17 protein-coding genes and 1 tRNA gene are annotated in these 20,791 nt (G+C 63.4%); 12 read left to right on the forward strand and 6 right to left on the reverse strand.

The window, feature by feature from the left end; translation table 11 throughout:
- Nucleotides 1–1,057: 1,057 nt before the first annotated feature.
- From ABDB81_RS02680 to ABDB81_RS02705, 6 genes are all read right to left on the reverse strand, one after another.
- The gene (locus ABDB81_RS02680) at nt 1,058–1,762 is read right to left on the reverse strand and encodes a hypothetical protein (protein WP_346809649.1); all 705 of its coding nucleotides are present in this window, start codon (nt 1,760–1,762) and stop codon (nt 1,058–1,060) included.
- Nucleotides 1,763–1,777: 15 nt separating this feature from the next.
- Nucleotides 1,778–3,034 carry an integrase arm-type DNA-binding domain-containing protein gene (locus tag ABDB81_RS02685; protein ID WP_346809651.1) on the reverse strand — a complete coding sequence of 419 codons (1,257 nt, stop codon included), beginning with the start codon at nt 3,032–3,034 and terminating at the stop codon, nt 1,778–1,780.
- A gap of 169 nt (nt 3,035–3,203) precedes the next feature.
- Nucleotides 3,204–3,278 (reverse strand) — tRNA-Val (locus tag ABDB81_RS02690).
- 117 nt (nt 3,279–3,395) lie between these two features.
- Nucleotides 3,396–4,133 carry a DNA polymerase III subunit epsilon gene (gene dnaQ, locus ABDB81_RS02695; protein WP_137924229.1) on the reverse strand — a complete coding sequence of 246 codons (738 nt, stop codon included), beginning with the start codon at nt 4,131–4,133 and terminating at the stop codon, nt 3,396–3,398.
- A gap of 79 nt (nt 4,134–4,212) precedes the next feature.
- Nucleotides 4,213–4,650, reverse strand: coding sequence for a ribonuclease HI (gene rnhA / locus ABDB81_RS02700; RefSeq protein WP_137924228.1), 438 nt, complete (start codon nt 4,648–4,650; stop codon nt 4,213–4,215).
- 27 nt (nt 4,651–4,677) lie between these two features.
- A complete protein-coding gene (locus tag ABDB81_RS02705; RefSeq protein WP_346809653.1) occupies nt 4,678–5,484 on the reverse strand; it encodes a methyltransferase domain-containing protein in 807 nt (268 codons plus the stop codon).
- A 10-nt stretch (nt 5,485–5,494) separates the two neighbouring features.
- Here ABDB81_RS02705 and gloB point away from each other — a divergent pair, with 10 nt between their 5' ends.
- The 12 genes from gloB to carA all read left to right on the forward strand — a co-directional run bounded on the left by gloB (nt 5,495) and on the right by carA (nt 20,753).
- Complete coding sequence (gloB, locus tag ABDB81_RS02710) at nt 5,495–6,304, forward strand: hydroxyacylglutathione hydrolase (RefSeq protein ID WP_346809655.1); 810 nt, start codon at nt 5,495–5,497, stop codon at nt 6,302–6,304.
- A 128-nt stretch (nt 6,305–6,432) separates the two neighbouring features.
- On the forward strand, nt 6,433–8,106 hold the full coding sequence (locus ABDB81_RS02715; protein ID WP_160472680.1) for a transglycosylase SLT domain-containing protein: 1,674 nt from the start codon (nt 6,433–6,435) through the stop codon (nt 8,104–8,106).
- 147 nt (nt 8,107–8,253) lie between these two features.
- The gene (locus ABDB81_RS02720; protein ID WP_346809657.1) at nt 8,254–9,228 is read left to right on the forward strand and encodes a glycerophosphodiester phosphodiesterase family protein; all 975 of its coding nucleotides are present in this window, start codon (nt 8,254–8,256) and stop codon (nt 9,226–9,228) included.
- Between the two features lie 96 nt (nt 9,229–9,324).
- Nucleotides 9,325–11,214 (forward strand): propionate--CoA ligase, encoded by a 1,890-nt coding sequence (locus ABDB81_RS02725; protein ID WP_346809659.1) that lies wholly within the window; start codon nt 9,325–9,327, stop codon nt 11,212–11,214.
- A 147-nt stretch (nt 11,215–11,361) separates the two neighbouring features.
- Nucleotides 11,362–13,689, forward strand: coding sequence for a bifunctional salicylyl-CoA 5-hydroxylase/oxidoreductase (locus ABDB81_RS02730; RefSeq protein ID WP_346809661.1), 2,328 nt, complete (start codon nt 11,362–11,364; stop codon nt 13,687–13,689).
- A 2-nt stretch (nt 13,690–13,691) separates the two neighbouring features.
- Complete coding sequence (locus tag ABDB81_RS02735) at nt 13,692–14,486, forward strand: SDR family NAD(P)-dependent oxidoreductase (RefSeq protein WP_346809663.1); 795 nt, start codon at nt 13,692–13,694, stop codon at nt 14,484–14,486.
- Nucleotides 14,487–14,670: 184 nt separating this feature from the next.
- Nucleotides 14,671–15,522 carry an enoyl-CoA hydratase family protein gene (locus ABDB81_RS02740; RefSeq protein WP_137924221.1) on the forward strand — a complete coding sequence of 284 codons (852 nt, stop codon included), beginning with the start codon at nt 14,671–14,673 and terminating at the stop codon, nt 15,520–15,522.
- A gap of 15 nt (nt 15,523–15,537) precedes the next feature.
- On the forward strand, nt 15,538–16,710 hold the full coding sequence (locus ABDB81_RS02745; protein ID WP_160472676.1) for an acyl-CoA dehydrogenase family protein: 1,173 nt from the start codon (nt 15,538–15,540) through the stop codon (nt 16,708–16,710).
- Nucleotides 16,711–16,729: 19 nt separating this feature from the next.
- Nucleotides 16,730–18,421 (forward strand): AMP-binding protein, encoded by a 1,692-nt coding sequence (locus tag ABDB81_RS02750; RefSeq protein ID WP_160472675.1) that lies wholly within the window; start codon nt 16,730–16,732, stop codon nt 18,419–18,421.
- Nucleotides 18,418–18,855 (forward strand): thioesterase family protein, encoded by a 438-nt coding sequence (locus ABDB81_RS02755; protein WP_137924218.1) that lies wholly within the window; start codon nt 18,418–18,420, stop codon nt 18,853–18,855. Before ABDB81_RS02750 ends, ABDB81_RS02755 begins: the two co-directional genes overlap by 4 nt.
- Nucleotides 18,856–18,888: 33 nt before the next feature.
- Nucleotides 18,889–19,299: a RidA family protein gene (locus tag ABDB81_RS02760; protein WP_346809690.1), complete on the forward strand. Its 411-nt coding sequence runs from the start codon at nt 18,889–18,891 to the stop codon at nt 19,297–19,299.
- A gap of 305 nt (nt 19,300–19,604) precedes the next feature.
- Nucleotides 19,605–20,753 carry a glutamine-hydrolyzing carbamoyl-phosphate synthase small subunit gene (gene carA / locus ABDB81_RS02765; RefSeq protein WP_137924216.1) on the forward strand — a complete coding sequence of 383 codons (1,149 nt, stop codon included), beginning with the start codon at nt 19,605–19,607 and terminating at the stop codon, nt 20,751–20,753.
- The last annotated feature ends 38 nt before the right edge of the window (nt 20,754–20,791 follow it).

Below are 20,791 nucleotides of genomic sequence, written 5' to 3' on the forward strand. Positions count from 1 at the left end.
GCTTCATCGAGCGGTTTTTATGCACCCGTTGTAGAGGCATGGCGCCGCGCTGGTACTGGCTTGCAAGGCAGACGGCACCCTGCAAGGAATTACGCAGAATTACGCACCTCCAGCACTGTTTGTCGGAGTGGAGGGCGACGGGGTGGGATCCCACGGCGGCATGTATGTCGGACGAAATGGAGGGCCGTCGACAATCACGTCGTGTGTCGCCTGCAGCCAAGCCCCAGCGTTCGCGAGATGTGGCGCCTCCCGTGGATGACTCGTGAGGACGTCGACAACGGCGTCGCTAAGAGCATCGACAAGGGAGCGGTTGGACGTTCCGGAATACCACTCATCGATGTGCCTCCGCACGATGCTGCCGATGGTCCCGGGCAGGGCTACTCCTGCATTTCGGGCGGGGCCGCAGTGCATCAACTGCAGCTGGTCCTGCAGGTGTTGCAAGAAACCGATGGACTCCTCGCGATGAAGGCCACCCAATGCCACGAGCTGCCTGTGAAGCTCCGAATAGGGCATGCACGCGCCATGGGTTGCGCAAGTCTCCAGGCGGGTCAGATACCGCGCGGCGGTCTGAGTGCCGGCGAGGTGGGCGCGAGTGCTGGGAGTGGCAGTCATTGGGCTTCCTTCGCATTGAAATTGGCAGGGTCTGCAATCCAGGCATGAACTGCCGAGAAGTCGTAGAGGGTGCAGCGGGTGGTGAGCCGAAGGGGAGGGGGCGCTTTGCCTTCGTTCACGAGCTGGCGCCACTTTTCGCGACTGATGCCGACGAACGGGGCAATGTCTTGCCAGCGCCCGCGCCCAAGTTGGGGTAGTCGCTCAAGTCGCGGGGTGGAGGGATGTCGAGCTTTGGTAGGGGGTGCCGTACCAGTGCGTGTCGAACTTTTGGCTGTGCTTGCCATCGGTAGCCTCATGTAGCGAACTATTGCAGTTCGGATGACGTGAGGCTACGGAGTGATGCGCTGGATGATAAGGTGGGATGCTAGGCGAAAAGTTATTTTGCCTAGCGCCGCTGCTATTTGCTTAGCAAAATGGGTATCACGCTAGGCTCTTGCGAACACATTTAGCCGTGTTGATTCTTCTGTTCCAGGCGATATTCGCGAATGAGTTTTGAGATCTGAGCATGCGACAGATTGAACTCGTTCATGCGGATCATGCGCGAAGCACCGTCTTCGGCGGAAATTTTAGGGCTGATGTGGTCCCTGATGTAGGTCAGAGCCTTGTTCCTGCGCTTGTCATAAGTATTCCCTCGACCCTTCGCCCCTTGCGACGCAATTTGCCGGCGATCCTGCCGCTGCACTATGAGTCCATGGCTTGCTCCGAGGCTGAACTTTGCTTCCAGAAGAAAATGCACGGCCTCGAAAATGAGGTCGTCGTCCAATGACGCCTGTGCCATTTGCAGATTCGTCATGCCCTCGGCAATGCCGTCGAGTATGGGTTCGTTGGTCACGCTGCGCGGTCTCGCTTTGCGCAGGAATAGTTCAGCGGCCTCGATACATGCAATGTCCATGGCGGCAGCTTCTGGAGATGCAGTCGGTGCGGTACCGGCGACGTGCGATTGCATGGAGCGGGCGACCATCCCAAGCAACGCCATGATGTTCCCGTTGGGCCGCACACCAAATTTCTTTTCGTAAGCGTCCTCCACTTCCGGCAAGCCTTCTTCCAGGCGAATGCCGAAGGCTTCCGCAAACATCGTTTCCATTTGCTCGACTGACTCGCGGATTTTCTTTTGCAGCACCGTCTTTGTGTCTCTCGGATCTTGTGTCATGTTTGGTCCCCGTTCCTATGCTGCGGCTTTTTCTGTCGTGCTAGAAGAGGCTGCGCGCTGATCGATGAAGTCAGCCCACCACTGCATTACCCGGCGACGCTCGGGCATGTACTTGGCGTGGTTATATGCCGCAATAGTTTGGTTGGTTTCTTTGTGGGAGAGCTGTGCCTCAATGACGCGCGGATCGAAAAGACCCGACTCATTCAGAAGCGTGGACGCAAGGCCACGAAGCCCGTGGACAGTCTGTTGACCTTTGAAGCCTATCGAATGAAACACCTTGTTCAGCGCCTCGCCAGTGACAGGCTTGAGGACACTCACGGCGCCAGGGAACAGTAGGGCGAAGTGCCCCGTGTATTGCTTCAGGTCTTCGAGAAGGGCGATGGCTTGGCGAGATAGCGGCACCACGTGCGGTGTTCCGGAAAGCTTGTGCCACAGCCGACCTTTCATGCGGCCAGATGGCACGTGCCACTCCGCATTCGCAAAGTCGAACTCCGACCATGCTGCGTACCGCAGCTCTCCGCCGCGAATGAAGGTCAAGACGGCCAGCTTGACGGCGGCGACGGTCTCCGGCCTTCCCGTGTATCGATCGATACGCTGGAGTAAGTCGGGTAGTTGCACGTCTGACACGTGCGGATAGTGCTGAACCGGAGGGCGAGGCTTTAGTTGGGCAACCATTCCTGCAGAAGCATCAACGGTCGCGCGGCCCGTGCCTATGGCGTACTGGAAAATCTGGCCGGCTGTGACCAGGGCACGGCGCGGCATTTCATAGGCGCCGCGCTTTTCGATCTTGCGTGCGACGGTGAGAAGGAATGCGGGGGTGATCGATGCAATGGGGTGCTGGCCGAGGTCCGGATAGAGATCACGTTCCAGCAGTTGTTTCGTCTTCTGGGCGTAACCGGCGCTCCACGTATCGTTCCTGTGTTCCAGCCACTCTTCTGCAACGGCACGGAAGGTGTTGCGTGCGGCCTCGGAGACGGTGGCTCTGGCCACGTCGCGGGCGAGAGCCGGATCGGTGCCATCCGCGAGCTGTGCGCGCGCTTCGTCGCGGCGCTCGCGCGCTGCACTTAGGCCGACTGCAGGATAGTCGCCGAACGTGAGGAGGTTCTCGGATTTGGATCCCGGTTTCTGATACTTCATGCGCCATTTCTTGGCGCCGCTGGGGAGAAGTTCCAGATAGAGACCGCCGCCATCGCGGAGGCGGTTGCCGCCTTCTGCGCTGTATTTGGCCTGGCGACACTGGATGTCAGAGAGGGGGAGGATTCGCTTGGGCATGGTGTAAAAACTCCGTACCCTGAAAACTATACCCCCATACCCGATTACTTACCCCAAAAAGTGATGGTTGGTGCTGGTCAACCACGGGCAACGATAGGCAACAAAAAACCCCGGAAGCCGCTTGGCGCCGGGGTTTTCAGGCAACGTTAGGTGTTGCTGACCATTATACTGGTGGGTGGTACAGGGATTGAACCTGTGACCCCTGCCGTGTGAAGGCAGTGCTCTACCGCTGAGCTAACCACCCCTTTCTGCTTCGTCACCGTTGTTGCTGGTGTCGTGCAGCGGAGAAACGAGATTATGCCGATGGGCCTGTATCTTGTAAAGCCCTTTTTTGGACTTTCTTCGAGAAATTGACTCGGCCTTACTGAACCGTCGCGCCGGTGGGGACTTCGGAAGGGATTTCGATCTTCCATACGGTCTTGCCGCCGCTGGCCTTGTCGAGGTCCTTGAGGACGCTGGCGTGGGCCGAAACCTCCGCTTCGTTGGCAAGCAGCACGGGCAGCGTAAGGACGGACAGGTCAGCCGTGGTGCGGGTTTCGCCCTGGGCGGCGCTGGTGTCCAGCGCATCGATGACCAGCGAGTTCTGGCCGCGCGTCATGGCCAGGTAGACCTCGGCCAGAATTTCGGCATCGAGCAGTGCGCCGTGCAGCGTGCGGTGCCCGTTGCTGACGCCGAGACGGTCGCAGAGGGCGTCGAGCGAGTTTCGCTTGCCGGGAAACATGGTGCGGGCTTCACGCAGCGTGTCGATCACGTTGCCGGCGTGCGAGCGGAACGACGGTAGTCCTTCGCGCTGGAACTCCATGTCCAGGAAACCCAGGTCGAACGACGCGTTGTGAATGATCAGCTCCGCGTCCTGTACGTATTCGCGAATCTGGTGAACGACTTCCGAGAACTTCGGCTTGTCGGCCAGAAAGGCGGCGGTGATGCCGTGGATGGCCACAGCTTCCTCGGGCACATCGCGCTCCGGGTTGACGTAGAAGTGCAGGTGGCGGCCGGTCAGGCGGCGGTTCACCATTTCCACGCAGCCAATTTCGATCAGGCGATCGCCGGTGGCTGGGTTCAGGCCGGTGGTTTCGGTGTCGAGAACGATCTGTCGCATGGGGCGGGATTGTAAACGGTCGGCAGGGGAGGCGAAAATTCAGGCGCGTCGCGGCGGGGCTTCCCGTCGCTCGGTGCGCTCAGGCGTTCAGCGATTCCACACCGCGATTGGCCAGGCGGTCGGCGCGTTCGTTGCCGGGGTGACCGTTGTGGCCGCGCACCCAGTGCCATGAGATGGTGTGTGGCTGGCGGACCTCGTCAAGGATCTGCCAGAGGTCAGCGTTCTTGACCGGTTTCTTGTCGGCCGTCTTCCAGCCGCGCGCCTTCCAGCCAGTGATCCACTCGCTGATGCCCTTCTGCACGTACTGGGAATCCGTATAGATATTGACGATGCACGGCCGCTTGAGCGCGCGCAGGGCCTCGATCACGGCCATCAACTCCATGCGGTTGTTGGTGGTGGGGCTCTCGCCGCCGAACAGTTCCTTCTCGTGTTCGCCGGAGACAAGCACGGCGCCCCAGCCGCCCGGGCCAGGGTTGCCCTTGCAGGCGCCGTCGGAGTAGATCGTAATTTCTTGCATTGCTGAATGTTGGAACCTGACTGGAACCTAGATACTCGAGTCAGGCGTGGTTGTCCGGGCCTTGCCGTGTGTGCCGGTGGGGGTTGCCACGGGAGCCGCCACTGGCTTGAGGGCGGGTTTGGCGGTTTTCCAGCTTGGGCCTACGAGTCGGATGTTCTTGACGCGCTTGACGGCCGAAATCATGTAGACAGAGCCGAAGATCGGCCACCAGCGGTCGCCGGCCTTTTCCATGAACGCCGCGCGCTGCAGCCAGCGGTCGGTCCGGTAGGGCGGGCAGTAGCAGCCGAAGCTGCCGCCGTCGATCTCGAAGCCCAGCAGCTTGAGCCAGTCCTTGATACGGACGAAACCGGTGGTTTGCGCATCGCTGGGCAGGAACGGCGTGGCGCCCAGCCGGTTCAGGCCCTGCCGGGCGCCCCACAGGCTCATGGGGTTGAAGCACGTGACGATCACCCGGCCTTCGGGCATCAGCACCCGAGAGACCTCGCGCAGGACTTCGTGCGGGTCCTCCGAGAATTCAAGCACGTGCGGCAGCGTCAGCAGGTCGATACTCTGCGTTTCGAATGGCAACTCGTCGAACCGGCACAGCAGTTGCCGTGCATCCGGGTGGGTCTGGCGCGGCCCGTGGGGTCCCGCCCGGCCGTCGAGCGCAAGTGCCGAAAACGGCATGCGATTCTCGCGCAAGGTGTCGATATGGGGCAGGCCCAACTGCACGGCGTGGTATCCGAAGATGTCCGCGACCGTCCGGTCGTATTGCTGCGCCTCCCACCGGAGCATGTATTGCCCGGGCGGTGAAGCGAGCCATTCTTCCCAATCTATAATCGCTCGGTTGGACATAGGAGCACACATGTTGAAAGTGGAGCCGATCCCCGCATTCCAGGACAACTATATCTGGGCCATCCATGACGGGCATAGTGCCGCGGTCGTGGACCCGGGCGAGGCCGCGCCCGTCCTGCGCTTTCTGGCACAACACGGTCTGGCACTGGGCGCTATTGTAATCACGCATCACCATGGAGATCATCAGGGCGGCGTGGCCGACCTGCTGGAAGCACATCCTGCAGGTCCGGATGGTGCGCCGGTTCCGGTCATCGGACCCGCGGGCGAGCGCATTGGCCACCGTACCCAGGCCGTCCGCGAAGGCGACTTCGTGACGCTGCGGCATCCGGCTGCCACCTTCCGCGTGCTGGACGTGCCGGGGCACACCGCCGGCCATGTCGCCTACACGGCGGATGCGGCCGGGTTGCCCGGCTCCGGGCCGGCGGTCTTCTGCGGCGATACGCTGTTCGCCAGCGGCTGCGGGCGACTGTTCGAAGGCACACCGGCGCAGATGCTGACTTCGCTGGACAAGCTCGCCGCGCTGCCCGCCGAGACCAAGGTCTACTGCGCTCATGAATACACGCGCAGCAACGTGCGCTTTGCCCAGGCCGTGGAGCCAGACAATGCCGACCTGGCCGCATGGTCGGCGCGCGTCGACGCGCTGCGTCAGGCCGACATTCCCACGGTGCCCACCACGGTTGGCCAGGAGCGGGCCGTCAATCCGTTCCTGCGCTCCCGCGACGCCGCCGTCCGACGCGCCGTGGCTGGGCAGGGCGGCGATGTCAGCAACGATGCCGCGGCATTTGGGGCGCTGCGTGGATGGAAGGACAACTTCCGCTAGGCATGTTCGCCTTCCGTCCTGCGGACGAGGGCCGCACCAAATTGCATCTTGGGGAAAATCTCATTGACGCCAACTCGGCTTTTCCATAGGATCAGCCCACATTTTTGGCGTCACTTTCAGAGAACTTAATGCGATTTGGTCGATTTCTGGCGGTAATTGCGAGTGCCGCGCTGCTTGCAGCGTGTGCCGGCACTCCCAATCCGCCTGCCGGCGAGATGGCCGGTACGCCGACCGCCCTGGAATCCGGTCCGAAGAAGGACCCGCTTAACACCCTCAACAGCACAGGTAGCGCCGGCATCCTGCCCGGCACCGCGGTGGTCAACGTGGACCAGACCAGTGTCGACTGGCTGCGTGGCCCGTCCACCGATATCTGGGACCGGATCCGCAAGGGTTTCGGAATGCCTGACCTCGAAGGCACGCTGGTCGATGATCGCACGCAGTGGTACGCGGCGCGTCCCGACTATATGGAACGGATGGTGGGCCGGTCGAGCCGCTACCTGTACCACATCGTGGAGGAGCTCGAACGGCGCAAGATGCCCACCGAGCTGGCATTGCTGCCGTTTGTCGAGAGCGCTTTCAACCCCCAGGCGGAGTCAACGGCCAAGGCCGCGGGCATGTGGCAGTTCATCCCGAGTACGGGCAAGAGCTACAACCTCAAGCAGAACATGTTCCGCGACGAGCGGCGCGATGTGCTGGCGTCCACCGACGCCGCGCTCGACTACCTCTCGCGGCTCTATGACATGTTCGGGGACTGGCATCTGGCGCTGGCGGCCTACAACTGGGGTGAAGGGGCCGTGTCGCGCGCTATTGCGCGCAATCAGGCGCGCGGGCTGCCCACGGACTACGCCAGCCTGACCATGCCGAACGAGACGCGGTACTACGTGCCGAAGCTGCAGGCGGTCAAGAACATCATCGCCAACCCCGCTGTCTACGGCGTGCGGTTGCCGGGGATTCCGGACCATCCGTACTTCGTCACGGTCACCACGTCACGCGATATCGACGTGGCGCTGGCGGCCAAGCTGGCCAATATGCCGCTGGACGAGTTCAAGGCGCTGAACCCCTCGTTCAACCGCCCGGTCATCCTGGGCGCGGCCAATCCGCAGATCCTGCTGCCGTTCGATAACGCCGAGCGGTTTCAGTACAACCTGAACACCTACCGTGGCGGCCTGTCGAGCTGGACGGCATTGACGGTGGATAGCCGCGAGCGGGTCGAGTCGCTGGCGGCGCGTCTCAATGTCGATGCCGACACCTTGCGAGAGATCAACCGCATTCCAAAGGGCATGCGGCTCAAGCCCGGCTCGACGGTGATGATTCCGCGCTCGGACCGGCATGACCAGGACATCAGCGCGTCGCTGGTGGATACCGCGATGCTGGCCGTGGAGCCCGACGTGCCGGACGCCAAACGCGTGGTGGTCAAGGCCGGGCGGCGTGACACGGTGTCGTCGGTGGCGCGCCGCTATGGCGTGAGCACACGGCAGGTGCAGTCGTGGAACAAGCTGTCGGGCAGCAAGCTCGTGGCGGGGCAGAGCCTGGTGCTGATGCTGCGTCCGAACTCGGCGGCAGCGGCGCGGGCCGAGCGTGGCGACGATGGGGATGATGCGCCCCGGGCTGCGGCGCGCGGCAAGAGCCGGGCGGTCGCGAAATCGTCGAAGTCCACGAAGGTTGCCGCAGAACCCCGCAAGCGCGCCGTGGCCGAAGCCACGCCACGCAAAACGGCCAGCAAGACATCGGAAAAGTCGTCGAGCAAGGCCCCGGCTGCGACCAAGTCCACAGCCAAATCGGCCAAGGGTCATACGCGCTAAGACGCGCCGGGTGTCTGCCGGGCGGACCGATGTGACGGCATCCTGTCCTGCCAACGTGGCGGGACAGGATGTGCATTGACACATCTCAAGGATATTCGTCAACGAAGCAAAGGAAGATGACAGGTTTCCATCCTCCTGCTCATCTCCATGTCCCTGTTCCGAATCCTGCTGGGCATGCCACTCATCGTGGCCTGCCTTGGTGCCGCGTGCGACAACGGTAACGACGACACCACCTCGCCAATCACCGCCGAGACCGCCGCGCCCAAGCTGGTGGCTCATCGCGGCGGCACGGCGGATCGCCCCGAGAACACCCTCGTCGCCATCGAATCGGCGCTGGCCCAGCGTGCGGACATGATCTGGCTGTCGGTGCAGGTCAGCGCCGATGGCGTGCCGGTACTGTACCGGCAGGCTGCGCTGGAGTCTCTGACCAACGGGACTGGCAAGGTCGCCGACTGGCCGGCCGCGACGCTCGCGCAACTGAACGCTGGCTGGCAATTTGCCGAGACCAGCGCCGACGGCATCAAGCAGTATCCGTATCGCACCCGCCCCGTCGGCATTCCCACCTTGCGCCAGGCACTGCGTCTCATACCTGCGGAAGTGCCGATCATTCTCGATATGAAGGCGATGCCCGCCGCTACGCAGACTGCTGCCGTGGCGCAAGTGTTGGCGTCCGAGAACGCCTGGGGTCGTGTACTGATCTACTCCACGGAGCAGGACTACCAGCAGACGTTTGCACAGTGGCCTCGCGCCCGAGTATTCGAATCGCGCGATACCACGCGAGGCCGGCTGGTGAGCGCGACATTGGGGCAGACATGCAGCACACCGGCCCCCGCATCGGGCACCTGGGCGGGGTTCGAGTTGCGCCGCAAGGTGGAAGTGGTCGAGACCTTCACGTTGGGGGAGGGGCGGTCATCCGTGGACGCCTTGTTCTGGACTCCGGCATCGGTCAAATGCTATCGCGCCAAAGGGGCGGCGAACCTTGTGGCCTTCGGTGTCAACGATCAGGCGGCGTACTGTGACGCCAAACGGCTGGGCATTGATGCGGTCATGGTAGATTCTCCAGAAAAGATGGACGGCATCCGTGCCAAGGTGGTGAAGAACCCGGAGGTTTGCGGTAATTAGCTGCAAGCCAGACGCTTCCGAGACTGCACTGCCGGCAACGCCGCTGCCATCCGCACCGCATTCCACACATAGATATAGAAGCGGAGGAGACACATCATGACGGCAAGCCGTGCGCTGCACGCGCGTTCCCTGTCCGACAAGGCGGGATTCTGGGCCGAGCAGGCTGCGAGGATTGATTGGGAGACGCCTTTCGAGCGCGTGCTCGACGATAGTCGCCCACCGTTCGCCCGCTGGTTCGTCGGCGGGCGCACCAATATCTGCCACAACGCGATAGACCGGCACCTCGCCGCGCGTGCGGATCAGCGCGCGCTGGTCTACGTCTCCACCGAGACCGAGACGGAACGCACGTACACCTATCGGGAACTGCACGACGAAGTGAGCCGTATGGCGGCCATCCTCCAGGGGCTGGGAGTGCAGCGCGGAGACCGCGTGCTGGTCTACATGCCGATGATTCCCGAGGCGATGTTCGCGATGCTGGCCTGCACGCGCATTGGCGCCGTGCACTCGGTGGTGTTCGGCGGGTTTGCGTCAGTCAGCCTGGCGGCGCGCATCGACGATGCGAAGCCCAAGGTCATCGTCAGCGCCGACGCCGGATCGCGCGCCGGCAAGGTGGTGCCGTACAAGCCGCTGCTCGACGAAGCCATCCGGCTGGCCGGTCATCACCCCGAGAAGGTGCTGCTGGTGGATCGCGGACTGGCCGAGATGCCACGCACCGCCGGGCGCGACGAAGACTATGCAGCGTGGCGCGACAAGGTGGCCGGTCAGGACGTGCCGTGCGTGTGGATGGAGTCGAGCGAGCCTTCGTACGTGCTCTACACCTCCGGCACCACGGGCAAGCCCAAGGGCGTGCAGCGTGACACGGGCGGCTATGCCGTGGCACTGGCGACCTCGATGGAGTACATCTTCTGTGGCAAGCCGGGCGACACGATGTTTACCGCGTCGGACATCGGCTGGGTGGTGGGGCACAGCTACATCGTCTATGGCCCTTTGTTGGCCGGCATGACCACGGTCATGTACGAAGGCACGCCGATCCGTCCCGACGGCGGGATTCTGTGGAAGATCGTCGAGCAACATGGCGTGAACCTGATGTTCAGCGCACCCACGGCCATTCGCGTGCTCAAGAAGCAGGACCCGGAACTGCTGCGGCGCCACGACCTGTCGAGCCTGCGCCTGCTGTTCCTGGCCGGCGAGCCACTGGACGAGCCCACCGCGCGATGGATCCAGGATGGGATCGGCAAGCCCGTGGTGGACAACTACTGGCAGACCGAGTCCGGCTGGCCGATCATCGCGATCCAGCGCGGCGTAGAGGCGTTGCCGTCCAAGCTCGGCTCGCCGGGAGTGCCGGCCTATGGCTACGACCTGCGGATCGTCGACGAGGTGACCGGCCAGGAATGCGCGCCCAACCAGAAGGGCGTGGTGGCAATCGACTATCCACTGCCACCGGGCTGCATGACCACGGTCTGGGGCGACGACGACCGCTTCCTTCGCACGTACTGGCAAGCGGTGCCGAATCGGCAGTGCTATTCCACATTTGACTGGGGCGTGCGCGACGAAGATGGCTATGTCTTCATCCTGGGCCGCACCGATGACGTGATCAACGTGGCCGGTCACCGGCTGGGCACGCGCGAGATCGAGGAAAGCCTGTCATCGCATCCGGGTGTGGCCGAGGTGGCCGTGGTCGGCGTGCAGGATGCGCTGAAAGGGCAGGTAGCGCTGGGGTTCTGCATTCCTCGCGATGCCAGCCGAACCGGGACCGATGCCGACCGCATGGCTTTCGAGGGCGAACTGATGAAGACCGTCGATCAGCAACTGGGCGCCGTCGCGCGCCCGGCGCGGGTCTATTTCGTCAATGCGCTGCCAAAGACACGTTCGGGGAAGCTGCTGCGGCGGGCGATCCAGGCCGTGGCCGAAGGCCGTGATCCGGGTGACCTGACCACGATCGAGGACCCCACGGCGCTGGAGCAGGTGAAGGCGGCGATCGGGTAACAAAGTGGCGCGCCCCCTCCTAAGATGAAGGGGGCGCGGAAAACCTACTTGCCAACCGTCATCATGCGGCCTAATATTTGAAGCATAAAATATTTAACCTTGATGTAGAGGCCGTCAACGCACTTTAGACGGCAAGCAGGAGACAAGATGCGCGTGCTTTGCATAGGCGGCGGCCCGGCCGGCCTCTACTTCGGATTGCTGATGAAATTGCGCGACCCGTCCCGTGACGTAGTGGTGGTCGAACGCAATCGGCCTTACGACACTTTCGGCTGGGGCGTGGTGTTCTCCGACGCGACGCTGGAGAACCTGAAAGTGGCGGATCCGGTCAGCGCGGCCGAGATCAACGCGGCGTTCAACCACTGGGACGATATCGACATCCATTTCGGCGGGCAGACGATTCGCTCCGGTGGTCACGGCTTCATCGGCATCGGTCGCAAGCGTTTGCTGAACATTCTTCAGGCGCGGTGCGAGGCACTGGGCGTGCGGCTGGTTTTCGAGACCGATGCCACCGACGACCAGGCGCTGGCCCGGCAATACAACGCCGATATCGTGGTGGCCTCGGACGGCATCAACAGCCGCATCCGCACCCGCTACGCCGCAACCTTCGAACCCGATATCGATACGCGCCAGTGCCGCTTTGTCTGGCTAGGCACGCACAAACTGTTCGACGCGTTTACCTTCGCGTTTGAAAAGACCGAGCACGGCTGGTTTCAGGCGCACGCCTATCGGTTCGATGACACGACGTCGACCTTCATCGTGGAAGTGCCGGAACGCGTGTGGCGCGCCGCTGGCATCGAGGGCATGAGTCAGGAAGAGGGCGTGGCGTACTGCGAGAAACTCTTTGCGCGCTACCTCGACGGACACAAGCTCATCAGCAACGCCACGCACCTGCGCGGCTCGGCCAACTGGATTCGCTTCCCGCGCGTGATCTGCCGACGCTGGGTTCACTGGAATACGCTGGCCGATGGCCGTCGCGTGCCGGTGGTGCTGATGGGCGATGCCGCGCACACCGCGCATTTCTCGATTGGCTCGGGCACCAAGCTGGCACTGGAGGATGCGATTGACCTCGCCAATGAAATCGACCAGCGGGGCGCAGCCGGGGTCGATCAGTTGCCCGATGCACTGACGCGCTACGAAGCCACGCGCAGCGTGGAAGTGCTCAAGATCCAGAACGCCGCGCGCAACTCTACCGAATGGTTCGAGAACGTCGAGCGCTATGCGGGCATGGCGCCCGAACAGTTCGCGTATTCGCTGCTGACCCGGTCGCAACGGATTTCGCACGAGAACCTTCGCGTGCGTGATGCGGAATACGTCGAAGGGTTTGAAGCATGGCTGGCTGGCGGGAAAACCTTGCCGCCGATGTTCACGCCATTCCGCCTGCGCGGCCTGACGCTCAAGAACCGTGTCGTGGTCAGCCCGATGGCGATGTATTCGGCCACCGATGGTGTGCCTGGCGATTTCCACCTCGTGCATCTTGGCGCGCGAGCGATGGGCGGGGCGGGCATGGTGGTGGCGGAGATGACCTGCGTCTCGCCCGACGCGCGCATCACGCCGGGCTGCCCGGGCCTGTGGAACGACACCCAGCGCGATGCATGGAAGCGCATCGTCGATTTCGTACACGCGAACAGCGACACGAAGATTGCCATCCAGTTGGGTCACGCGGGCCGCAAGGGTTCGACGCAACTGGGCTGGCAGAAGATGGATTATCCGCTCGCCCAAGGCAACTGGCCGCTGGTGTCGGCCTCGGCATTGCCCTACATGCCCGAGATATCCCAGGTGCCACTTGAAATGACGCGCGACGACATGGATCGCGTGCGCGATGACTTCGTGGCCAATGCACGCCGTGCGGCGGAGGCTGGGTTTGACTGGCTGGAACTGCACTGCGCGCACGGTTATCTGCTGTCGAGCTTCATCTCGCCACTGACCAATGTGCGCGAGGACCAATACGGCGGTCCGCTTTCCAATCGGCTGCGCTATCCGCTCGAAGTCTTCGCCGCCGTACGCGGCGTGTGGCCGCAGGATCGCCCCATGTCCGTGCGGATCTCCGCGCATGACTGGGTGGAAGGCGGCATCACGGCCGACGATGCCGTGGAGATTGCGCGTGCATTCAAGGCGGCCGGCGCCGACATGATCGACTGTTCGTCGGGGCAGGTCAGCCCGGATCAGTCGCCCGTGTATGGCCGCATGTACCAGACGCCATTTGCCGATCGCATCCGCAACGAGGCGGGCATTCCGACGATTGCCGTGGGCGCGATTTTCGAGGCCGATCACGTCGACAGCATCATCGCCGCAGGCCGCGCAGACCTGTGCGCCATTGCGCGTCCGCATCTGGCTGACCCTGCTTGGACGTTGCACGAGGCTGCAAAACTCGGCTTCCGCGATGTGACGTGGCCGAAGCAGTACGTGGCCGGCAAGCGCCAACTCGAAACCAACGTGGCGCGCGCGGCATCGTACGCGCAACCGCCGGGGAAGTGAGCATGGAACGCGAACTGAACGGCCGGCATGCGTTGGTGACTGGCGGTGGACGCGGCATCGGTGCAGCCATCGCACAGCGACTACTGATGGCCGGCGCCAGCGTGACGCTCGTGGGACGCGATGGTGGAGTGCTCGATGCGGCTGCCGATGGGTTGTCATCGTTTGTTGTTGAAGGCGCCGCACTCGGCATTGCACCGGCTGATATCACCGATGCCGATGCGGTTTCCGGTGCCTTCGCGGCAGCAGCGAAAGCGCGCGGGCCGGTCACCGTGCTGGTCAACAACGCGGGGCAGGCGCACAGTGCACCGTTCGGAAAAACCGACCTCGCACTCTGGCAACGCATGCTCGACGTGAACCTGACGGGCACGTTCGTCTGCACGCAGGCCGCGCTGCCCGCGATGCTGGAAAGTGGATGGGGCCGTATCGTCAACGTGGCGAGTACCGCCGGGCTGATCGGCTATGGCTACGTCAGCGCGTATTGCGCGGCGAAGCACGGCGTGATCGGTTTGACGCGCGCGTTGGCGCTGGAACTGGCGACAAAGGGCATCACGGTGAACGCGGTCTGCCCCGGCTACACGGAAACCGACATCGTGCGGGATGCCGTTGCCAACATCGTTGCCAAGACGGGCCGCACGGAAGCCGAGGCCCGTGCGGAACTGGCAGCACGCAATCCGCAGAAGCGACTGGTGCAGCCCGAGGAAGTTGCGGATGCGGTGGCGTGGCTGTGCAGGCCATCGGCATCCGCCATCACAGGTCAGGCGCTGCCGGTGGCAGGTGGAGAAGTCATGGCAGGTTGAATTTCAACTCGCCAACGGTTTGCTCCCCTCTCCCGCATGCGGGAGAGGGGCGGGGGAGAGGGCAAGCGGTGCAAATTGCGACAAGTCAGCAAGCAGAACCTCCAGCCCTCACCCCCAAGCCCTCTCCCACTGCGCGGGAGAGGGGAGAAAGAACAACAGCGAGACAAACAAGCGAGGCACCACCATGACTGACATCGCCCTGGACATGCGCCATCACAAGCGCGCCTTTGCGGACTTTCAACCGAAGCACTTCCTTTGGTCCGTCTCCCCCGATGGTCGCGTGGGCACGATCACATTGAACCGGCCCGAGCGCAAGAATCCGCTGACGTTCGACTCCTACGCCGAACTGCGCGACCTCTTTCGGGGATTGTGCTACGCCACCGACATCAAGTCCGTCGTGATCACCGGCGCGGGCGGCAACTACTGCTCGGGCGGCGACGTGCACGAGATCATCGGCCCGCTCACCAGGATGTCGATGCCCGAACTGCTCGACTTCACGCGCATGACGGGTGATCTGGTCAAGGCGATGCGTGCATGCCCGCAGCCGATCATCAGTGCCATCGACGGCATCTGTGCGGGCGCGGGCGCCATGATGGCGCTGGCTTCGGATATGCGACTGGGCACCGAACACGCGCGCACCGCTTTCCTGTTTGTGCGAGTCGGCCTCGCAGGTGCCGACATGGGTGCCTGTACGTTGCTGCCGCGCATGATCGGCCAGGGACGGGCAAGCGAACTGCTCTACACGGGGCGCGCAATGACTGCCGAGGAAGGATTGCAGTGGGGCTTCTTCAACGCGCTGCACGGCTCGCACGCTGTGCTGGCTGAAGCAGAGGCATTGGCCACGCAAATCGCCACAGGCCCGACTTTCGCGCATGGCGTGACCAAGAAGCTGCTGCATCAGGAATGGAATATGGGCGTGGACGAAGCCATTGAAGCCGAAGCCGAGGCGCAGGCGATCTGCATGCAGACGCGTGACTTCCGGCGTGCCTATGACGCCTTCGTGGCCAAGCAGAAACCCGTCTTCGAAGGCGATTGAGGAACCTGAGCATCCATGAGCGACAAAACCTATCTCGACCTGCCTTTCTTCGATGCGGCCCATCGCCAGCTCGAACGTGAACTCGACGGCTGGTGCACGGAACATCTGAAGGATATCGACCACCACGATGCAGACGCGTCATGCCGCGCGCTGGTGCGTCAACTGGGGACGGCCGGCTGGCTCCGCTACTGCGTGCCGCAAGCCTTCGGCGGCGCGTTGCCGCAACTGGATTCGCGCGCGCTGTGCCTGCTGCGAGAAACGCTGGCGCGTCACGACGGGTTGGCCGACTTCGCTTTCGCGATGCAGGGGCTGGGCTCGGGAGCTATCACGCTCGCCGGCAGCGATGCGGTGCGCGAGCGCTATCTGCCGCGCGTGGCGCGTGGCGAGGCCATCGCCGCATTCGCGCTGTCCGAACCCGAGGCGGGTTCCGATGTGGCCGCGATGCAATGCAGTGCACAACTCTCCGCAGACGGCAGCCACTATGTGCTCGATGGCTCGAAGACGTGGATATCGAACGGAGGCATCGCCGACTTCTATTGCGTGTTCGCCCGCACCGGCGAAGCACCGGGCGCACGTGGCATCACCGCCTTCGTGGTCGATGCCGGTACGCCGGGCCTGTCCATTGCCGAACGCATCGACGTGATCGCACCCCATCCGCTCGCCACGCTTCGTTTCGACAACTGCCGCGTGCCGGTGGAAAACCGACTTGGCGAAGCAGGGCAGGGCTTCAAGGTGGCGATGATGACGCTCGACATTTTCCGCGCCTCCGTTGCGGCGGCGGCACTGGGCTTTGGCCGTGCAGCACTCGACGATGCACTGGCGCGTGCCACGTCGCGGCCGATGTTCGGTGGCGTGCTGGCCGACTTGCAACTGACGCAGGCCGCTATCGGTGACATGGCTACAGCCATCGATGCTGCAGCGTTGCTCACCTACCGCGCGGCGTGGTTGCGCGATGTGAAGCAGCAGCGCACGACGCGCGAGGCCGCGATGGCGAAGATGGTCGCCACCGAGAACGCGCAGCAGGTTATCGACCGCGCTGTGCAGATGTTCGGTGGGCTGGGCGTGAAAGTCGGCACGCGTGTGGAGAGCCTGTACCGCGAGATTCGTTCGCTGCGCATCTACGAAGGTGCCACCGAAGTGCAGAAGCTGATCATCGCGCGCGAGACGCTGGCCGCGCGCCAGGCATAGCCAAATCCAGGAGACAAGCATGGCCGCCCCCCAGTCCGCTACTGTCGCTACCGCTCACGTGGATACCTTCGCGCGCGACCGGCTGCCGCCGCCCGAGCAGTGGCCGGTGTTCACGTTCAATGACGATACGCATTACCCGCCGCGCTTCAATGCCGCAGTCGAACTGGTCGATCGACACGTCGAGCAGGGTAACGGCGCGCGAGTGGCCGTACGCCACGAGCGAGACGGTCGCATCGAGACCGTGACCTACGCCGCGCTGGCGGCACTGGTCAACCGCATCGCGCATGTGCTGGTGGAAGACATGCGGCTGGTGCCGGGCAACCGCGTGCTGCTGCGCGGGCCCAACAACCTGATGATGGCGGCGAGCTGGCTGGCCACGCTCAAGGCCGGACTGATCGCCGTCCCGACGATGCCGCTGCTGCGCGCCAAGGAGCTGCGGCAGGTCATCGACAAGGCGCAGGTGAGCGCGGCGCTCTGCGATGCGCGGCTGCGCGAAGAGCTCGAGACCAACCAGCGCGCAGACAACGAGCACTATTGCCCGACACTGACCACGGTGCGTTATTTCAACGGCGAAGGCGACGATGCTCTCGAAACAGCAATGGCCGGCAAGCCCGACACCTTCGCCGCCTGCGACACCGCTGCCGACGATATCTGCCTGATCGCTTTCACGAGCGGCACCACGGGCCAGCCCAAGGGCACGATGCATTTCCATCGCGATGTGCTGGCGATGTGCGACCTGTTCCCGCGCCATGTCCTGAAGCCCACGCCCGACGACATCTTCTGCGGCACGCCGCCGCTGGCGTTTACGTTCGGACTCGGCGGCATGCTGTGCTTCCCGTTGCGTGCCGGCGCGAGCACGGCGCTGGCCGAGAAGCTCACGCCCGAAACGCTGCTGAAGCTGATTCAGGACCACCGTGCGACCATCGTCTTCACGGCGCCCACGTTCTATCGCCAGATGGCCGCGCTGGCCGGCAACTTCGACGTAGCCAGCCTGAAGAAGAGTGTCTCGGCCGGCGAGGCGCTGCCCGATGCCACGCGGCAGGCGTGGAAGGGTGCCACGGGCATCGAGATGATCGATGGACTGGGCGGCACTGAGATGATGCATATCTTCGTATCGAGTGCAGGTGCCGAAGTGCGGCCCGGAGCGGTGGGTCGCGTGGTGCCGGGCTACGAGGCATGCATTGTCGATAACGACATGCAGCCCGTGCCGCACGGCACCGTGGGCAAGCTTGCGGTACGCGGCCCAACGGGTTGCCGCTATCTCGACGATCCGCGCCAGGAGAACTATGTGCGCGACGGCTGGAATTTGCCCGGCGATACGTTCGTGGCGGACGCCGATGGCTATTACTTCTATCAGGCGCGCTCCGACGACATGATCATCTCGGCGGGTTACAACATCGCCGGCCCCGAGGTGGAAGGCACGCTGATGAAGCACGAGTGGGTGGCCGAGTGCGGGGTGGTGGGCGCGCCCGACGCCGAGCGCGGACAGGTGGTGATGGCCTACGTGGTGTTGCGCCCTGGTGTGGCGGCAACCGATGCCACGCGTGCTGCCCTGCAAGACTACTGCAAGCGTGAGATCGCGCCATACAAGTATCCGCGCCGCATCGAGTTCGTGGCGGTGCTGCCGCGCACGGAGACTGGCAAGCTGCAGCGCTTCCGGCTGCGCCAGATGGCAGCGGAGCAGGGCGTCGACGTGGAGACGCAGCGATGACCGAGGTATTCCGCAACACGGTACGCGTGCGCTTCAAGCATTGCGATGCCGCCGGCATCGTGTTCTATCCGCGCTACTTCGAGATGCTGAACGACTTTATCGAGGACTGGTTCGCCGAAGCCCTCGACTGGCCGTTCGAGGCCATGCATCTCTCCGGGCATGCCGGCATTCCCACGGCAGCGTTGCAGTGTCGCTTTACCGCGCCCAGCCGACTTGGCGAACAACTCACCCGCGAGCTGCGCGTCACCCATCTGGGACGCAGCAGCTTCGGCGTGACCATCCGCTTCATGGGGCCGGGAGGCGCCGACGATGACACGCGCATGACCATCGACCAGCGCCTCGTGTGCGTGGACACGCGCACGATGACCCCGCAGCCCTTGCCCGAGCCAGTACGCACCGCAATGGAGCGCTACCTGGGCACCGAGACTGCCTGACACTGACATAGACACGGAATCGAAGACATCATGCTGAAGACATTGCAACCGCCCGAATGGGCAGCGCCGAAGGGATACGCCAACGGCATCATGGCCGAGATGCAGGTGGGCAGCCGCCTGATCATGGTCGGCGGGCAGATCGGCTGGAACGGCCAGTGCGAATTCGAGACCGACGACTTCGCGCTGCAGGTGGCGCAGGCGCTGCGCAACGTCGTGTCGGTGCTGGAGCAGGGCGGCGCACGTCCGGAGCACATCGCGCGGATGACCTGGTATGTGAAGGACAAGGTCGAATACGTGGCCGCCTACAAGGCCATCGGCCAACATTACCGCGACATCATCGGCAGGCATTTTCCGGCCATGACGGCAGTGGAGGTAGCAGACCTGGTGGAGCCACGCGCGAAGGTGGAAATCGAAGTGACGGCGGTCGTGCCACCGGCCATGTGAACCGGGCGAGTGCGGGTGGACGGTTGGGTGGCATCTGTCTCAAGGGCATCGTAAGTGTTTGAATACTTGAGAATTTGGGCCCAACGGGATATAATTCGAAAGTTTCGCTTTCAGAACCCATCACCCTAGCGCCTACCGTATTCCACCTTCCGCCGCCCCGTTGCGCACGCCGTTTTCATGCACCGCACAAAAGTGATGAAATCGCCATGCGACACTTGCGCCCCAGTGTTCAGACGCGGGGCCGCCACGGGGCACGAGGCGTTGAGCAGGTCGGTCACGGGGTGAGTCCAGCAGGAGCCTTACCCGTGCTACCGTCTTTTCCGTCCGCCATACTCGCGCTTGCAGACGGCACGGTCTTTCGTGGCTATTCCATCGGCGCTTCCGGCCATACGATCGGCGAAGTGGTGTTCAACACTGCTATCACCGGTTACCAGGAAATCCTCACCGACCCGAGCTATTCCCGGCAGATCGTCACGCTGACGTATCCGCATATCGGCAACTACGGCGTCAACCCTGAGGATGTCGAAGCCACGAAAGTCCATGCCGCCGGCCTGATCATCAAGGATCTGCCGCTTCTGGCCTCCAATTTCCGCAAGGAACACACGCTTTCCCACTACCTGAAGCAAGAGAAGGTCGTGGCGATCGCCGGTATCGATACCCGCAAGCTGACGCGCATCCTGCGCGAGAAGGGCGCCCAGAACGGCTGCATCCTGGCTGGCGAGGACAACGTCCAGAAGGCCATCGACCTGGCACGCTCGTTCCCGGGCCTGGCAGGCATGGACCTGGCAAAGGTCGTGTCGGTCAAGGAACCGTACGAGTGGACCCAGACCGAGTGGAAGCTCGGCCAGGGCTACGGCAAGCAGGACAAGCCGCAGTTCCACGTCGTGGCCTTCGACTACGGCGTCAAGTTCAACATCCTCCGCATGCTGGCCGAGCGCGGCTGCAAGGTCACTGTGCTGCCGGCGCAGGCCACTGCCGCTGACGCGCTGGCGCTGAATCCGGACGGCGTGTTCCTGTCGAACGGCCCCGGCGACCCCGAGCCTTGCGACTACGCGATTGCTGCCACGCGCGAGTTCATCGCACGCGGTATCCCGACGTTCGGCATCTGTTTGGGTCACCAGATCATGGCGCTGGCCGTGGGTGCCAAGACGCTGAAGATGAGCACGGGCCACCATGGCGCCAACCATCCGGTCAAGGACCATGACGATGGCCGCGTGGTGATCACGTCGCAGAACCACGGTTTCGCCGTGGATGCCGCGACGCTGCCCGCCAACGCGCGCGTCACGCACACGTCGCTGTTCGACGGCACGCTGCAGGGCTTTGCCCTGACGGACAAGCCGGCATTCTGCTTCCAGGGTCACCCGGAAGCGTCGCCGGGTCCGCATGACATCGCGTACCTGTTCGACCGCTTCACGAAGCTGATGCAGGATGCGCGCGCCAAGGCCGCAGCCTGACGTGACGCCCTGACGTAACGAGAGACCTGAACAGGACC

The organism is Cupriavidus sp. DL-D2, assembly GCF_039710735.1.
GTDB lineage: Bacteria > Pseudomonadota > Gammaproteobacteria > Burkholderiales > Burkholderiaceae > Cupriavidus.

Excerpts from the sequence above, each read along its gene's own strand:
- ABDB81_RS02680 (WP_346809649.1), bottom strand. The coding sequence starts at position 1,762 with ATGACACAAGATCCGAGAGACACAAAGACGGTGCTGCAAAAGAAAATC.
- ABDB81_RS02685 (WP_346809651.1), bottom strand. The coding sequence starts at position 3,034 with ATGCCCAAGCGAATCCTCCCCCTCTCTGACATCCAGTGTCGCCAGGCC.
- dnaQ (WP_137924229.1), bottom strand. The coding sequence starts at position 4,133 with ATGCGACAGATCGTTCTCGACACCGAAACCACCGGCCTGAACCCAGCC.
- rnhA (WP_137924228.1), bottom strand. The coding sequence starts at position 4,650 with ATGCAAGAAATTACGATCTACTCCGACGGCGCCTGCAAGGGCAACCCT.
- ABDB81_RS02705 (WP_346809653.1), bottom strand. The coding sequence starts at position 5,484 with ATGTCCAACCGAGCGATTATAGATTGGGAAGAATGGCTCGCTTCACCG.
- gloB (WP_346809655.1), top strand. The coding sequence starts at position 5,495 with ATGTTGAAAGTGGAGCCGATCCCCGCATTCCAGGACAACTATATCTGG.
- ABDB81_RS02715 (WP_160472680.1), top strand. The coding sequence starts at position 6,433 with ATGCGATTTGGTCGATTTCTGGCGGTAATTGCGAGTGCCGCGCTGCTT.
- ABDB81_RS02720 (WP_346809657.1), top strand. The coding sequence starts at position 8,254 with ATGTCCCTGTTCCGAATCCTGCTGGGCATGCCACTCATCGTGGCCTGC.
- ABDB81_RS02725 (WP_346809659.1), top strand. The coding sequence starts at position 9,325 with ATGACGGCAAGCCGTGCGCTGCACGCGCGTTCCCTGTCCGACAAGGCG.
- ABDB81_RS02730 (WP_346809661.1), top strand. The coding sequence starts at position 11,362 with ATGCGCGTGCTTTGCATAGGCGGCGGCCCGGCCGGCCTCTACTTCGGA.
- ABDB81_RS02735 (WP_346809663.1), top strand. The coding sequence starts at position 13,692 with ATGGAACGCGAACTGAACGGCCGGCATGCGTTGGTGACTGGCGGTGGA.
- ABDB81_RS02740 (WP_137924221.1), top strand. The coding sequence starts at position 14,671 with ATGACTGACATCGCCCTGGACATGCGCCATCACAAGCGCGCCTTTGCG.
- ABDB81_RS02745 (WP_160472676.1), top strand. The coding sequence starts at position 15,538 with ATGAGCGACAAAACCTATCTCGACCTGCCTTTCTTCGATGCGGCCCAT.
- ABDB81_RS02750 (WP_160472675.1), top strand. The coding sequence starts at position 16,730 with ATGGCCGCCCCCCAGTCCGCTACTGTCGCTACCGCTCACGTGGATACC.
- ABDB81_RS02755 (WP_137924218.1), top strand. The coding sequence starts at position 18,418 with ATGACCGAGGTATTCCGCAACACGGTACGCGTGCGCTTCAAGCATTGC.